General features: G+C 58.9%; 11 protein-coding genes. 6 read left to right on the top strand and 5 right to left on the bottom strand.

What is annotated here, in order from left to right; all coding sequences use genetic code 11:
- Window positions 1-25 precede the first annotated feature (25 nt).
- Window positions 26-2,392 (bottom strand): TonB-dependent receptor, encoded by a 2,367-nt coding sequence (locus ACODS3_RS15660; protein ID WP_201000128.1) that lies wholly within the window; start codon window positions 2,390-2,392, stop codon window positions 26-28.
- A gap of 173 nt (window positions 2,393-2,565) precedes the next feature.
- On the opposite strand from ACODS3_RS15660, the gene ACODS3_RS15655 reads away from it, so the two are divergent.
- The 3 genes from ACODS3_RS15655 (at window position 2,566) to ACODS3_RS15645 (ending at window position 6,318) form a co-directional block, all read left to right on the top strand.
- A complete protein-coding gene (locus ACODS3_RS15655) occupies window positions 2,566-3,516 on the top strand; it encodes a LysR family transcriptional regulator (RefSeq protein WP_201000127.1) in 951 nt (316 codons plus the stop codon).
- 114 nt (window positions 3,517-3,630) lie between these two features.
- Window positions 3,631-4,695, top strand: coding sequence for an ABC transporter substrate-binding protein (locus ACODS3_RS15650; protein ID WP_489035138.1), 1,065 nt, complete (start codon window positions 3,631-3,633; stop codon window positions 4,693-4,695).
- Between the two features lie 18 nt (window positions 4,696-4,713).
- Window positions 4,714-6,318, top strand: a complete 1,605-nt coding sequence (locus ACODS3_RS15645) for an alkaline phosphatase family protein (protein WP_489035136.1) — start codon at window positions 4,714-4,716, stop codon at window positions 6,316-6,318.
- Window positions 6,319-6,356: 38 nt separating this feature from the next.
- On the opposite strand, the gene ACODS3_RS15640 is transcribed toward ACODS3_RS15645, so the two are convergent.
- Window positions 6,357-7,262, bottom strand: coding sequence for a TauD/TfdA dioxygenase family protein (locus ACODS3_RS15640; protein ID WP_489035134.1), 906 nt, complete (start codon window positions 7,260-7,262; stop codon window positions 6,357-6,359).
- A gap of 147 nt (window positions 7,263-7,409) precedes the next feature.
- Here ACODS3_RS15640 and ACODS3_RS15635 point away from each other — a divergent pair, with 147 nt between their 5' ends.
- Window positions 7,410-8,318 carry a LysR family transcriptional regulator gene (locus ACODS3_RS15635; protein WP_201017362.1) on the top strand — a complete coding sequence of 303 codons (909 nt, stop codon included), beginning with the start codon at window positions 7,410-7,412 and terminating at the stop codon, window positions 8,316-8,318.
- 60 nt (window positions 8,319-8,378) lie between these two features.
- Here ACODS3_RS15635 and ACODS3_RS15630 read toward each other — a convergent pair whose 3' ends face one another.
- Window positions 8,379-9,356, bottom strand: coding sequence for an ABC transporter substrate-binding protein (locus tag ACODS3_RS15630; protein ID WP_489035132.1), 978 nt, complete (start codon window positions 9,354-9,356; stop codon window positions 8,379-8,381).
- Window positions 9,357-9,649: 293 nt separating this feature from the next.
- On the opposite strand from ACODS3_RS15630, the gene ACODS3_RS15625 reads away from it, so the two are divergent.
- Complete coding sequence (locus ACODS3_RS15625) at window positions 9,650-11,248, top strand: ABC transporter permease (protein ID WP_201017361.1); 1,599 nt, start codon at window positions 9,650-9,652, stop codon at window positions 11,246-11,248.
- Entirely contained in the window at window positions 11,245-12,069 is an 825-nt protein-coding gene (locus ACODS3_RS15620) for an ABC transporter ATP-binding protein (protein WP_201000118.1), read from the top strand. The genes ACODS3_RS15625 and ACODS3_RS15620 overlap by 4 nt, the downstream gene beginning before the upstream one ends.
- Window positions 12,070-12,131: 62 nt before the next feature.
- On the opposite strand, the gene glpD is transcribed toward ACODS3_RS15620, so the two are convergent.
- The gene (gene glpD / locus ACODS3_RS15615; protein WP_201000117.1) at window positions 12,132-13,670 is read right to left on the bottom strand and encodes a glycerol-3-phosphate dehydrogenase; all 1,539 of its coding nucleotides are present in this window, start codon (window positions 13,668-13,670) and stop codon (window positions 12,132-12,134) included.
- Window positions 13,671-13,975: 305 nt separating this feature from the next.
- Complete coding sequence (locus tag ACODS3_RS15610; protein ID WP_025261506.1) at window positions 13,976-14,731, bottom strand: DeoR/GlpR family transcriptional regulator; 756 nt, start codon at window positions 14,729-14,731, stop codon at window positions 13,976-13,978.
- Between the last annotated feature and the right edge of the window lie 47 nt (window positions 14,732-14,778).

The raw sequence follows: 14,778 nt of genomic DNA, 5'->3' as shown, positions 1-14,778 counted from the left end.
GTTTTACTCCAGTCAGTCCGGCCAGTCAGAAGTCGTAACGAGCAGTCATGCCCAGCGTGCGCGGTGTACCCAGCAAGCCGCCGTAGCCGCCGTTGGGTTCACTCCACAAGGTCGTGTAATAGGTCTTGTCGAAAGCGTTCTTCAGCCACAGCGAGACGTCCCACTGACCTTGGCCGAGATCTCCGCGCAAGCCGGTGCTGAGGTTGACGACGGCGTAGCTCGGGATCTGCGCGTAATCGGAGTCTTCAACAGTGCCCACGGCCTTGGAGCGGAATGCATAGCTGGCCGTGACGTACTCTTGCAGACCGTTATCCAGATCCCACTTGTACTCGCCATTGACGTTGGCGATGTATTTGGAGGCTCCGACCACCTGATGGCCGCTCAGGTCGCACGAAGCGGGCGCGCCGGCCTGCAGGCTGACTTCGGGTGGGCAAGGCGCATCTTTATAAGAGGTGTAACGCACGTCGTTGTAAGAGCCATTGACGTTCAGCGTCAGCCCGCGAATCGGCAGAATGGTGCTTTCCAGTTCCAGACCGCGAGAGCGCACGGTGCCGGCGTTGGTCAGGTATTGCACGCGGTTGGCGTTGTCATAGGCGTTGGTCTGGTAGCCGTTGACCTGGGTCCAGAACAGGTTGGCGTTGAGTTGCAGGCGACGATCCCAGAGCGTGCTTTTCAGGCCCAGCTCTGCGTTGTTGGCGCGCTCGGTGCCGATCAGCAGCGAGTCTGCACCGGCTGTTGGGGCCGTACCGACCGCCAGGTTGACCCCGCCGGATTTCTCACCGTGGGAGAGCGTGGCGTAGCCCAGCAGATCGTCGGTGAAGTGGTAACTCAGGTTGAGCATGCCCGAAGGGCTGGCGGTGTACTGGTTCAGGTCGCCCGACTCGTAGGCACCTGTGCGGGCATTGCGTGCGGTGAGGGCCGCGCCGGTAACAGTGGCACCGCCTTGCGGAGCATCGCGTTGCACCCAGGCATTCTTCTCTTCATAAGTGCCGCGAACACCGGCAGTGAAATCCAGTTTCGGCGTGAGGTGCCAGGTGCCCTGGGCGAAGAGGGCAAAGCTGTTGGTTTCGATATGGCCTTTGCCCAGGCTGTTGACGTCGGCCAGTGCGCCGGTGGCGGTGCCGTTCCATATATCGGCTTGCGGGCCATAGTTGGTGAACGACTTGTTATCCAGATCGGAGCCGAAGTAGTACGCACCGACTACGTAATCGAAAAAGCCGCCGCCAGGGGACGCCAGGCGAAATTCCTGGGACCACTGTTTATCTTCCACCGATACGCCGCCGTTGTAGGAGGCCGATGCATTGAGGCCGTCATCGTTGCGCGGCGTGAAATTCCACCAGCGATAGGAACTCACGGAGGTCAGGGTGAAATCGTTGGCCAGCTTCCAGTTGGCTTCCAGCGAGGTGCCCCCTTGATGCACGGTCACGCGCTGGTCGCTGTTGAGGTTGACCTTGCGGTGCGAGCCATCCACCAGCGTGGCACCCGCTGCGGCAGCGCGGCTTTCGTAGCGGTTGACGCCGTTGATGGTCGGTCCAGTGCTGAACAGCGCACGGGTTCCGGCGCTGGAGCTTTCCTCGTTGTAGTCGGCAATCCAGCGCAGGCTGAAGTCTTCGTTGGGCTTGAACAGCAGTTGTCCACGGAAGCCTTCGCGTGAGCCGCCACCGAGTTTGTTACCGTCGAAGACGTTATCCAGATCGCCGTCGCTGCGGCTGCGATAAGCGGAGAAGCGACCGGCCAACTGATCGTTGAGCGGGCCGGAAATCGTGCCCTTGGTCTGGAAGTAGCCACTCTCGCCAATGGACGTTTCGATGCTGCGTTCCGGGGTAAAACCGGGCGCACGGGTATTGATGTTCAGGACCCCGGCCGTGGTGTTCTTGCCGAACAGCGTCCCTTGCGGGCCGCGCAGCACTTCCAGTTGCTCGATGTCCATGAGGTCGAACACCGCCATGCCGGGCCGCCCGAGATAAACGTTGTCGATGTACAAGCCAACGCTGCCTTCCAGCCCGTCGCTGGCCGGGTTATTGCCAAGCCCGCGGATCGACACGCTCGACTGCCGGGCATGCATGTAGGCCACGTTCAGGCTCGGCACCAGTTGTTGCAGGTCCTGGATCTGATAGATCCGCTGGCTTTCCAGCGAGGCACCGTCCAGCACGCTGATCGGAGTGGGCACGTTCTGCGAACTTTCCTCGCGGCGGCGGGTGGTGACGGTTACGGTCTTGAGCCGTGTGTCATCCGCGGTAGCACCGCTGTCGGATCTGGCAGCGCTTGTTGTCGACGGGGTTTCAGCCGCGTGGGCAAGCGAAAAGCCTGCGCAGCCCGCCAGCAACAGGGCGAGCGGCAAACGCTTGAGTCGTCCGGCGGCGATTGGGGTGGCGGATTGTTGATCATTCATGTCGCGGCTCCTGTGATGCAATGCCAAGGTCGGTTATTCCTCTTGCACTACTAATATTCTTTTTAGTTATTTTAATATGTATTTATAAGGTTTTACTGAATAAGAGATTGCCTTTATAAGGAGTGCTACCGAGGCAGAGCAAATGCATTTGCCCGATACTTTTTATGTGAAAAATGCATATCGACCTTCGCCAACTCCGTCACCTGATTGCTCTGGCCGAGCATCGAAGCTTTGTCGCCGCTGCTGTGGCGGTGAACCTGTCGCAATCCGCTTTCAGTCGCAGCATCCAGGCGCTGGAGCACAGCGTCGGCTGCCAGTTGATTGATCGGGTCAGCAAGGACCTGACGCCGACCCAGCAAGGGCAGGTGGTGCTTGAGCACGCGCGGCGTCTGGTCAGTGGTGCCAGGCAACTGACCAGCGAGATCAGCCAGTTCAATGCGCTGGAAGCGGGCGAACTGCGTTTCGGTTGTGGGCCGGCGCCAGCGTCAGGTCTAGTGCCCCGTGCGATAGGCAGCTTCATCAGCCGCCTGCCCAAGGCACGGGTTCATTTTCAGGTGGACGACTGGCAGAGCCTGGGCAAGCGTTTGCTCAATGAAGAGTTCGAGTTCTTCGTGGCCGATACCCGGCAATTCGAGGCAGACCCTTCCTATGTCACGCACAAGCTGCGGCCGCGCAAATGGCATTTCTGCTGTCGCGCCGGGCATCCGCTGGCGCAGCGCGAGACGATTACCGCCAGCGAATTGCTGAGCTTCCCGCTGGCCGCGACCCTGCGGCCACCGAACCTGCGCAAGGTGATGGCCGACCTGAGCGGCCAACCGGACTTCGCGCCTAACGTCGAGTGCGAGAACACGTTCAGCCTGCTCGCCGTGGTGATGAGTTCTAACGCAATCGGTATCAGTGGCTCTTACAGCGATGCGCTGTACTACGCCCGGCAGGAGCTGGTGCGTTTGCGTATCGAAGGTCTGGATGACCAATGTGAAGAGTTGTTCACGCGCTATGGCATCGTCAGCCGGGCCGGTTATCGATTGTCGCCTCTGGCGCAGGAGATGATCGAAGAGATCAAGAAGGTCGATCAGGCAGAGGACGCGGCCCACGAATCGTTGCTGACCAATCTGGCGGTGTGATGCCGCCTTGGTATGCAGGCCTTGCATATGAACTATTCAACAAATGCACTTGCTGAATACCCGCCCGGATCGCGAAATAACCGCTATTAGCCTGCACATCAACGGACCGACCCCATGAGCAAATCCATACGACAACTTTTCAAGCCCCTGCTGGGAATGCTTCTCGCCGGCCTTATCGGCAATGCCCAGGCCAGCGATGAGGCAGTGACCATCCGCATCGGCTCACCGGATCAAGGCGCCGGGAGTTTGCCATTCGTGCAAGGTGTGGTGGGGCTTGCGCACATCCATCAGCAGCTTGAGCAGGAATTTGCAGCGTCCGGGGTGAAGGTGCAGTGGCATTTCTTCAAGGGGGCAGGGCCTGCGGTCAACGAAGCTTTTGCCAACCAGCAACTGGACTTCGCCTGGCTGGGCGATCTGGCTGCAATCATCGGTCGCTCCAGCGGTTTGCAGACTCGCCTGCTGCTGGGCGCACGTGGCGCCAACATGTATCTGGCGGTGACGCCGCAATCGGGTATTACCCGGCTGACCGACCTCAAGGGCAAGCGCGTGGCGGCCTATCGTGGCACGGCAGACCAGCTTTCATTTGCCAAGGCACTGGAAAGCGAGGGCCTGAAAGAGCGCGACCTGCAAATCATCAGCCTCGACTGGGCCGCCGCCCGCGCGGCACTGGCCAGCGGGCAGATCGATGCGACCTGGTCGGGCATGGGTGTCCTGGGGCTTGAGAGCAAGGGCATTCTGTTTCCGGTGAGCACCAAGCAGCTTTCCCGTCAGTCCACCACTCAGGCTGGGCTTGTCGGCAGCCAGGCCTTTATCGACAAGCATCCGGAATTGACCCAGCGCCTGATCAATGTGCTGGTCAAGAACGCCGTGTGGCTGAGTGATGTGCAGAACCTGCCGGCCTATAGCGCGTTGATGGGGGAAAGAAGTTCAACGCCAGCGGCCTTGTTCGAGCGGGAATTGAAAGGCGATGACCTGAAATTCCGCAACTCGCCGCGGCTGGACCCGTTCCTGAAAACCACCCTGCAAAACAGCGTCGAACAGGCCAAGACCCTTGGCCTGATCCGTCGCACTTTCGCGGTGGATGAATGGGCCGAGCCACGTTTCGTCGACAGTGCCCTGCAACAACAGAAACTGACAGATTTCTGGCCGGTATTCGATGCCGCTGGCAATGCACTCTGACCTGACAGGTAATCTCCCATGACTGCAATCAAGAACGTGCTGTACATCATGTGCGACCAACTGCGCCGTGATTATCTGTCGTGCTATGGCCACCCGCATCTGCACACCCCGAATATTGACCGTCTGGCACAAGCTGGCGTGCGCTTCGCCCGGGCTTACACCCAAGGCACCATTTGTGGACCTTCGCGAATGTCGGCCTACACGGGCCGTTACGTCAGCAGCCATCAGGTGGCCTGGAACTCCGTGCCCTTGCCTCTGGATGAACTCACCATCGGCGACTACCTGCGCCCGGCCGGGATTCGCACGGCGCTGGTGGGCAAGACCCACGCCACGCCCAATCTGGACGCCCAGCAACGCCTGGCTCTGGAACCTGACAGCGAGCAGGCCGAGAACCTCAACGAAGTAGGGTTTGAAGCTTTTTTCCGCCACGACGGCATCTACCCGGACGATCCGGTTTTTGCCGACAAGCGTGAAAGTGCGCCTTACACCCATTACCTGCGCAATCTGGGCTTTGATGGGGTCAATCCCTGGCATGACTGGGCCAACGCCGCTGAAGGCGAAAATGGCGAAATCCTCAGTGGCTGGAAAATGCGCCATTCGCACTTGCCGGCCCGTATCGAAGAGCAGCATTCGGAAACCGTTTACACCACTGACCGCGCCATCGACTTCATGGCGGAGCAGGGCGAGCAACCCTGGTGCCTGCATCTTTCATACATCAAGCCGCACTGGCCTTACATCGCCCCGGCGCCTTATCACGCGCTGTACGGCAAAGAGCATGTGATTGCGCCGATACGCGCCGAAGCGGGCAAGGAGAGCGACCACCCGGTTTACGCAGCATTTCGTGAGCACCAGGAAAGCCGCAATTTTTCCCGTGAAGAAGTGCGCCTGAATGTCATCCCGACCTACATGGGGTTGGTGAAGCAGGTGGACGATCAGCTCGGGCGGCTGTTCGATGTGATGCAGAGCAATGGGCGTTGGGACGACACGCTGATCGTCTTCACCAGCGACCATGGTGACTTTCTCGGCGATCACTATCTGGGCGAGAAAGAGTTTCTGCTTGAACCCGCCGTGGGCGTGCCGCTGATCGTGCGTGATCCGCGTCCGGCAGCCGACGTGACCCGTGGCAGCGTCGATGAGCGACTGGTGGAAACCATCGATGCCTTGCCGACCTTTCTGGAAGCCCTGGGCTTGCCCGGTGCCGGGCATCGTCTTGAAGGCCGGTCGCTGATTCCGCTGCTGCATGGCCAGCAACCGCAATGGCGCCAGTTCGCTATTTCCGAATACGACTATGCGTTCCAGGCACCTGCCCGTGAGCGTTTGGGACAACCTATTGATCGTTGCCGGATGTACATGGTGCGCAGCGAGCGCTTCAAGTACCTGGCCTATGACGGTTTCCGCGCTCAGTTGTTCGATCTGGAAAACGATCCTCAGGAACTGAACGATCTGGGTGCCGATCCGGCGTTCGCCCAGGTGCGCGAGCAACACCAGAGCTACCTGTTCGACTGGTTGCGGGGCTTGAAACGGCGCACGACGATCAGTAACGAGGAAATCGATCAGCGTGGGCAACGATTCCGTTATGGCGAGCTGGAAGATGACGCGATGGTGCAGATCGGCGTCTGGTGAAACATCGCGGGCGTGAGAGCGCCCGCGAACGTTTCAGGTCAGGCACCTTTGATGGTGACGCTTTTTTGCCCGGCGACACCCACCGGGACTTCGCCCTGCAAGGTCACGCGACGCACGATACGTTCCTGCTGGCCGTAGTCGTCCACGGCATAGTGCTGGGTGGAGCGGTTGTCCCAGATGGCAACATCTCCTGCCGTCCAGCGCCAGCGCACGGTGTTTTCCAGGCGAGTGACATGGCTCTGCAACAGACCGAAGAGATGGGCCGAGTCGCTTGCCGAATAGCCCTTGATGCGTTTGACGAAATGGCCGAGCAGCAGGCTTCTTTCACCACTCACTGGATGCACTCGCACCACCGGATGCTCGGTTTCATAGACGGTGGAAGCAAAGACCTTGCGGTAGTTATCAAGCTTTTCCGAGGTCACGCCGGGCCGGATGCCCGCGTAGTCATATTCGTTGCTGTGCAAGGCCCAGAGTTTGTCGGCCAGTTCGCGTATCTCCGGCGAAAGATCGTTATAGGCCGCAGCAGTATTGGCCCACACGGTATCGCCACCGGAAGCCGGTGCGATGACCGAGCGCAGGATCGAGGCCTTGGGGTAAGCGTCCACAAAAGTGACATCCGTGTGCCAGGAGTTGGCGCGCTGGCCATCGGCACCACTCAATTGCATCAGGTAGCGGGTCCCGTCACGCACCGGAACCGTCGGGTGAGCAATGGGTTCACCCAGCAGCTTGGCAAAGGCTTCCTGACTCTGATCGTCCAGGTGAGTCTGGCCGCGAAAGAACAGCACTTTGTATTGCACCAGTGCGGCCTGGATGGCGTCCACGGTGGCGGCATCCAGATCAGCGCTCAAGGCGACGCCATTGATCTGTGCGCCGATACGGCCTGCAATCGGTTGAATATCCAGCGTCAGGGGGGTGGGTTGGGTAGCAAGTGCTGCCTGGCTCATGGCAAATCCTCTTTATCTATGGTTAGAACCAAAAGGTCTATCCGGTATTTATTTTGTTCGTTGACGGCATAAGAGCTTGCATTTAAAACCTCAATCCATTCGTCAGGCCAATACCTTTGGCCTCATTTTCAAATGCCTGGAATGCATATGGATCTGCGTCAATTACGCTACTTCATCGCGCTGAACGAACACCGCAGTTTCGTGCGCGCAGCAGACGCCATGGGGATTACCCAACCGGCGTTCAGCCGCAGTATTCAAGGCCTGGAGCAAGAGTTCGGGTGTGTGCTGGTGGAGCGCGCCAACAAGGATCTGCGACCGACGCCTGAAGGCCATGTGGTGTTGCAACATGCGTTGCGACTGGTACAAGGCGCTGCATTGCTGAGCAGCGAAGTGGCGCAGATGACCAAGCTCGATGCCGGTGAAATACGCTTTGGCTCTGGGCCTGCGCCAGCCATGCGCCTGATTCCCGAAGCCATGTCTCGCTTCATCGAGGCCCACCCCAAAGTGCGGGCTTATCTGGAAGTGAACAACTGGGAAAAACTGGCCCGCAGCCTGGCTCGGGAAGAGATCGAATTCTTCGTGGCCGACACCCGCCAGTTCGAGTCGGACCCGAACTTCCAGACCCGGCCCCTGAAAGCGCGGCGCGGCATGTTCTTTTGCCGGGCAGGGCACCCGCTGCTGAGCAAGGAAAGCCTGTCCACCAATGACATGTTCGATTACCCGTTGGGCGCGACACTGATCCCGCCGGGCATCCGTAAAGGGCTCGCCAACCTCAGTGGCCGCTCCGACTTCACCCTGCATATCGAAACCGCCCATTTCCCGGCCCTGATGAAAATCGTGCAAAGCTCCAACGTCATCGGCATCGGTCCGCAAGAAGCACTGGAGCACGACATCGCCAACGGCACCCTGGCCCGCCTGCACTGGCGCAACCTGCCCGACGAACTCGACAGCCTGAGCGCCCGCTACGGCATCGTCAGCCGTGCAGGCTTCAGACTGTCACCGGCGGCGCGGGCGATGATCGAGGTGATTGTTGAGGTGGATGAAGACAATGAGTGACCCCATCTGTGTGGGAGCGAATTTATTCGCGAATATCGGCCTTCGCGAATGAATTCGCTCCTACTGTACCCACTCACTCACCTTGAATGGCTTGCGAATCAGGCGTTCTCTGGCGGCGATATCCACGGAGGATTGCAAGGCGGCGAGGAATTGCGGGTCGAGTTGTGAGGGGAAGATGTCAGCCATTTTTTCCGTGCGCAGGTCTTTTTCCAGTATGGCTGCCGGGTAGCTCGCATAGTTGGAAACCAGATCGATATAGGCCTGTTTGTTGCTCTCGTCGGTCAGCCAGCGGGTGGCCTGTTCCTGGGCCTTGAGCAGACGAGCCACGACTTCGGGGTGTGCGTCGACGAAGGCTCCGTCAGCGACCAGTACGCCCTGAATATTGCCCGCGCCGCCCAGGTCCCTGGAGCTGAGAGGCAGTTCTGCCAGGCCCTTGGCTTCCAGAGCGGTCAGGCCCGAGAGGGCCCAGGTGGCGTCGATCTGTTTGGCAGCGAGGGCTGCCAGTGCAGCATTGAAGTCCAGATTGATGACTTTCAGGTCTTTCTCGCTCAGGCCCTGGCTGGCCAGTGCGGTATCGAAGGACAACTGGCTGGCCGTGCCGCGAAATACAGAAACCCGTTTGCCCTTGAGATCCTGCAGGGTCTTGATGCCCGAGCCTGGCACCACCGCCAGATAATGCTTGATGCCGCGAGCGGCGGCGCTGAGCAGGCGGGTATCGAGCCCGTTGGATTTGCCGATGATGGCTGCCAGATCGCCCAGATAGGCCAGGTCCACTTGTTTGTTGGCAAAGGCTTCATTGATCACCGGGCCTGCCCCCTTGAAGAACACCCACTGAATCTTGATGCCTTCATCGGCAAAGGCCTTTTCGTAAATCTGCTGGCTGCGCAGCACATCGACTATGCCGCCTCCGCTGTTTCCGGCCCCGGCGCTGAGGTCCGGCACGGCGATGCGGATCTCCTTGAGATCGGTGGCATGGCTGGCGATGGAGGTCAGGGCAAGGGCGCACCCGAAGGCCAGGGATTTGAAAAGGTTTTTCATGGGCTGTCCTGAATAGATCTCGCAGAGCGCCTAATAGACACAGCTTTGGATCAGTCCAGAAATAATATTAATTCCACGTTTAATCACCCAATGGAATAAGCCGCATGTTCGGGGCGCGCTGCGGGACATGCATTGCATGCAATAAAAGTATTCTTTAAATGCATTGGATGTCTGGCTTGCATCCGCACTTAAATGGCGATACTTATCTCTATATGGAATTCCTGTCTGTTTTTATAGATTGGATAAGAATATGCAAATAGCCTTTATGCAGCAGCCGACAGCGGAGTTCTGATATGGCTCGTGACTCCCTTCTTTCTATTCCGCAGCCTGTTGCGTCTTCCCGGCGCCGGGCTGTGGCTCCGGTATTCAAACGGTATCTGTTGGCGTGGTATCTGCCCCTCGCACTGGCTGTGCTCTGGTGGGTGGCCAGCCGCAATCACTGGATGAGCGAGCAGATCCTGCCTGCGCCTTCGCTGGTCTGGCAGAGCGCTCTGGAGCTGGCAACCTCTGACCTTCCCGGTAATCTCTGGATCAGTTTGCAACGCCTGTTCTGGGGGTTGCTGGCGGGGATCTCGGCGGGTGCCGTGCTGGGTGCCTGGCTGGGTTTCAGCCGTCGGGCCGAAAGGCTGGTCTTGCCGACATTTACCTCGCTGGCGCAAGTGCCGACCCTGGCGTGGATTCCGCTGTTCATGGTCGTGTTCGGCATTGGTGAGATGCTCAAGCTGGTGGTGATGATCAAGGCGGTTATCGTTCCGGTAACCCTGCACACCCTGATCGGCGTTCGCGATGCCCAGCCTCGCTTGCGCGAAGCCGCTGCCGTTTTACGTCTGCCTCTGCATTTGCTGATCCGGCGTCTCATTCTTCCTGCGGCCTTGCCGTCTTTCATGGCCGGCGTGCGGCTGGCGCTGTCGTCTGGCTGGTCTTCGTTGCTGGCAGTCGAGTTGCTGGCTTCAAGCGAAGGGATTGGCTACCTGATGGTATGGGCTCGGCAATTGTTCATGCTCGACATTGTTTTTGTCTGTATTGCCGTGATCGGCGTGATTGGCGTGCTGATGGATCGCGGGATTGGCTTGGCGGATCGTAAATGGGTGTTCTGGCCCCATGCCGCGACCGCCGAGTTTCGTGGTCGCGCTCCAGCGCAAGGGCTTGATCGGATCGTCCCCTGGATTCTGCCCTTTGCCTTGCTGGCGCTGTGGCAAGCCGCCAGCCAGTGGGGCTGGGTCAATGCCAATATTCTGGTTTCACCGCTGCTGGTGATTGAAACCCTGTGGGCCGGTCTGCTGGATGGTTCGTTGCCGCAAGCGATGGGGCTGAGCCTGAGCCGTGCCTTGGGAGGTCTGTTTCTGGGCGGTACGCTGGGGTTTTCTTTGGGCTTGCTGCTTGGCTTGTCGCAACCCCTGGAGCGTTTTCTCGGGCCGACACTGGCTGCGTTCAGGCAAGTCGCCATTTTCGCCTGGGTGCCCCTGATCACAGCCTGGTTCGGGTTGGGAGAGCCGGCCAAGTGGGTATTCGTCGGGCTTGCGGCATTTTTCCCGCTGTTCATTGCGACCCAGCGCAGCGTCGCCAACCTGTCACCGCAACTGAGGGAGGCGGCCCAGGTATTGCGCCTGAACCTGTGGCAACGCTTGACTCGCATGGTGCTGCCGGGTGCGGCACCGGGGATTTTTGCCGGCCTGCGCCTGAGCCTGATCTATGCCTGGCTGGGCACCATCGGTGCCGAATATTTCATGCCATCCAATGGCGGCATCGGCAGCCTGATGATCGGTGCGCAGCAACTGCTGCGCATGGACGTCATCATGAGCGGCATGCTGTTGGTGGGCCTGACCGGCGCGGTACTCAACGAAATCGGACAACGCATTGAAGCGCGGGCAACGCGCTGGAGGCATGCATGACAGCCCAGACCCATTCCATCGTGAACTTCAACCATGTGGGCAAAGTGTTCCAGGCCGGTCATGGCGATGTGGAAGCGATTCGTGAGTTCAACCTGCAAGTCGAGGAGGGCGAATTCATTGCCATCGTAGGCTCCAGCGGTTGCGGCAAATCCACGCTATTGCGGCTATTGATCGGGCTGGACACCGAGTTTCGCGGTGAAATTCTGGTCGACGGCAAGCCGGTCAGCGGCATTGGCAGCGAGAGGGGGATCGTGTTTCAGGAGCATCGCCTGTTCCCGTGGCTGACAGTCGAGGAAAACATCGAGCTGGGCTTGGTCAACGAAGGGCTTGGGCAAAAGGAGATGAAGCAGAGGATCGCTGACTTCATTGATCTGGTTGGCCTCAAGGACTTTACCAAGGCCTATCCTCACCAGCTTTCAGGCGGTATGGCCCAGCGGGTTGCGATTGCCCGTGGGCTGGTGGCGAGTCCTCGCATCCTGTTGCTGGATGAACCGTTTGGCGCACTGGATGCGCTGACACGCCAGCAGATGCAGGAAGAGCTGCTGGCCATTCGTGAGCGGGCAAAAATCACTACGGTACTGGTGACGCATGATGTTGAGGAAGCCATCTTCCTCGCCGACCGGGTCGTGGTCATGGAGCCAAGGCCTGGCCGTATCAAGCGCATCGTGGATATAAAACTGCCGCATCCTCGTCAGCGCAGCAGCTTTGATTTTCATCAGTTGCGTGAAGAACTGCTGCATGAGCTGACCAGCGATGACCATTACGTCATTCGCGAACCTGAGCAGATACGCAATCTGCCTGCGGCGTTTATTGCCTGTTAGTTCTTCGCGAATGAATTCGCTCCTACGCGGTGTAGGAGCGAATTTATTCGCGAAATCGATCTTCAGGCTGCCGCGATAGCTGATTTATTCGGCACAACCTTTTCCAGATAACCCTGCACCCCGGCCTGTTCTTCAGGCGTGGTGAACAGCCCAAGCTTGGTGCGACGCCACAGGATGTCGTCAGCGTTGGTTGCCCACTCGTTGGCGCACAGGTAGTCGACTTCGCGGGTGTACAGACCTGCGCCCAGGTGTTCGCCCATGTCTTCCAGGCTGGTCACGCCGTCCATCAGGCGCCAGCTGCGGCTGCCGTAGGTGATGGACCAGCGTTGTGCGATGGAAACAGGTAGCCATGGGAAGCGTTTGCTCAGCTCGGTTGCCAGTACCTGCGGTGTAGTCATCTCTTCAGCGCCCGGCAAGGCTGCCTTGGCGGTCCAGGCTGGTTTCATCCGGGTGAAGAACGGAGCCAGTTGCGCCATCGCCGATTCGGCCAGTTTCCGATAGGTCGTCAGCTTGCCGCCGAATACCGAAAGAATCGGCGCTTCGTTTTCGCCGCCCGACAACGACAGGGTGTAGTCGCGGGTTATGGCCGAAGGATTATCGGATTCATCGTTGCACAGCGGGCGCACGCCCGAGTACGTGTGCAGCACGTCACTGCGGCTCAATTGCTTCTTGAAGTGGTCGTTGGCCACTTTCAGCATGTAATCCATTTCGCCATCGGTGATCTGTACCTTGGCCGGGTCGCCCTGATATTCACGGTCGGTCGTGCCGACGATGGTGAATTTGTCCAGGTACGGAATGGTGAACACGATGCGCTTGTCTTCATTCTGCAGGATGAAAGCGTGTTCGCCTTCGTACAGCCTTGGCACGATCAGGTGGCTGCCTTGAATCAGGCGAATGCCGTAAGGCGAATCCAGCTTCAGGTCTTCGCGAATGAACCTGGCAACCCAAGGGCCGGCTGCGTTGACCAGTGCCTTGGCCTGTACCGAGAACAGCGTGCCGTCGGCGCGCTCCATTTCCAGGTGCCACATGCCTTTGGTCCGACGGGCACTCAGGCAGCGGGTGCGTGTATGGATATGAGCGCCGTTTTCGCGTGCGGCCATGGCATTGAGAACCACCAGACGCGCGTCATCTACCCAGCAGTCGGAGTACTCAAAGCCGCGAGTGATGGAAGCGTTGAGCGGGCTGTCCGCCCCGAAACGCAGGCTGCGTGACGCAGGCAGTTTTTCGCGCTTGCCGAGGTTGTCATAAAGGAACATGCCGGCACGGATCATCCAGGCCGGACGCAGATGCGGGCGATGTGGCAGGACGAAGCGCATCGGCTTGACGATATGCGGCGCCTTGGCCAGCAATACTTCGCGCTCGGCCAGTGCCTCTCGCACCAGACGGAATTCGTAATGTTCCAGGTAGCGCAGCCCGCCGTGGATCAGCTTGCTGCTGGCCGACGAGGTGTGGCTGGCCAGGTCATCCTTTTCACACAGGAAAACCGACAGGCCACGGCCCGATGCATCCGCTGCAATACCGACACCGTTGATACCACCACCGATAACGGCAATGTCGTAGACCTCGGAAAGCGATGGTGCTGACGCAGTGGAGTGGGGCATTGGGTGGCCTCCTGGACAATTCTTGAATAACGCACGAAAGGCGAATTTGAACATTGATGTTCGTTTGTGAAAATCATAGCTCAAGAAACAAGGCGCTGCCAGTCGGTATTTATTGAAAATACTGATGAGGATGAGGAGAAAGGAATAAAAACGAACATCGTAGGACGATTTTCGCAAATGCTTGCCTGTGCAGCCATGCCCCGCAGGAGCGAATTCATTCGCGAAAAGGCCGCTGCATCTGTATGAGATTGCACGCGGCCTTCCCGGATAAGTCCGGTCCTACAGTTCGCAAAAAACGATGTGAATCAAACCACTTCGAGGCGAATCTTGTGCTGGGCAAGCAATTGCTGCAGTGCCGGAACAGGCGCCTGATCGGTTACCAGGCAATCGATCAGGGTGATAGGGCCAAGCCGCACCATGGCGTTACGCCCGAACTTGCTGGAGTCCGCAGCCAGCAGCACTTGTCTGGCATTGGCAATGATCGCCTGGGAAACCCGGACTTCCTGATAATCGAAATCCAGCAGGCTGCCGTCTTCGTCGATTCCGCTGATACCGACCAGAGCAAAGTCGACTTTGAACTGGGTGATGAAATCCACACTGGCCTGACCGACCACGCCACCGTCGCGGCGTACGTTGCCACCGGCCAGCAGGACCTCGAAATCATCCTTGCCGCTCAGGATCGAGGCCACGTGCAGGTTGTTCGTGATGATTTTCAGGTTGTTGTGGTTGAGCAGGGCGCGGGCGATGGATTCGGTGGTGGTACCGATATTGATGAACAGCGAGGCGTTGTCCGGGATCTGTGCGGCGATGGCTTCGGCGATCCGTTGTTTCTCGTCACGCATCTGGTCCGCACGCATGGCGTAGGCGGTGTTTTCGATGCTTGAGTCATAGGCCGCGCCACCGTGGTAGCGACGCAGCAGGTTCATTTCCGCAAGTTGATTGATATCCCGGCGGATGGTTTGTGGGGTCACGACGAACAGCGTCGCCATTTCCTCGATGCTCACATAGCCGCGTTCGCGAACCAGTTCGAGGATTTGTTGCTGGCGGGGAGGCAGGTTCATTGTTTTTCCTTAGGGCACCCTCTGCAAATGGCGCCCATGATGCCGCA

The sequence above is a fragment of the Pseudomonas sp. FG43 genome, assembly GCF_057809175.1.
The sequence above is the reverse complement of the archived record's forward strand: the minus strand, read 5'-3'. Positions and strand labels throughout refer to the sequence as shown.

Coding starts and splice junctions, on each gene's coding strand:
- ACODS3_RS15620 (WP_201000118.1), top strand. CDS start 11,245: ATGACAGCCCAGACCCATTCCATCGTGAACTTCAACCATGTGGGCAAA.
- ACODS3_RS15625 (WP_201017361.1), top strand. CDS start 9,650: ATGGCTCGTGACTCCCTTCTTTCTATTCCGCAGCCTGTTGCGTCTTCC.
- ACODS3_RS15645 (WP_489035136.1), top strand. CDS start 4,714: ATGACTGCAATCAAGAACGTGCTGTACATCATGTGCGACCAACTGCGC.
- ACODS3_RS15660 (WP_201000128.1), bottom strand. CDS start 2,392: ATGAATGATCAACAATCCGCCACCCCAATCGCCGCCGGACGACTCAAG.
- ACODS3_RS15635 (WP_201017362.1), top strand. CDS start 7,410: ATGGATCTGCGTCAATTACGCTACTTCATCGCGCTGAACGAACACCGC.
- glpD (WP_201000117.1), bottom strand. CDS start 13,670: ATGCCCCACTCCACTGCGTCAGCACCATCGCTTTCCGAGGTCTACGAC.
- ACODS3_RS15640 (WP_489035134.1), bottom strand. CDS start 7,262: ATGAGCCAGGCAGCACTTGCTACCCAACCCACCCCCCTGACGCTGGAT.
- ACODS3_RS15655 (WP_201000127.1), top strand. CDS start 2,566: ATGCATATCGACCTTCGCCAACTCCGTCACCTGATTGCTCTGGCCGAG.
- ACODS3_RS15650 (WP_489035138.1), top strand. CDS start 3,631: ATGAGCAAATCCATACGACAACTTTTCAAGCCCCTGCTGGGAATGCTT.
- ACODS3_RS15630 (WP_489035132.1), bottom strand. CDS start 9,356: ATGAAAAACCTTTTCAAATCCCTGGCCTTCGGGTGCGCCCTTGCCCTG.
- ACODS3_RS15610 (WP_025261506.1), bottom strand. CDS start 14,731: ATGAACCTGCCTCCCCGCCAGCAACAAATCCTCGAACTGGTTCGCGAA.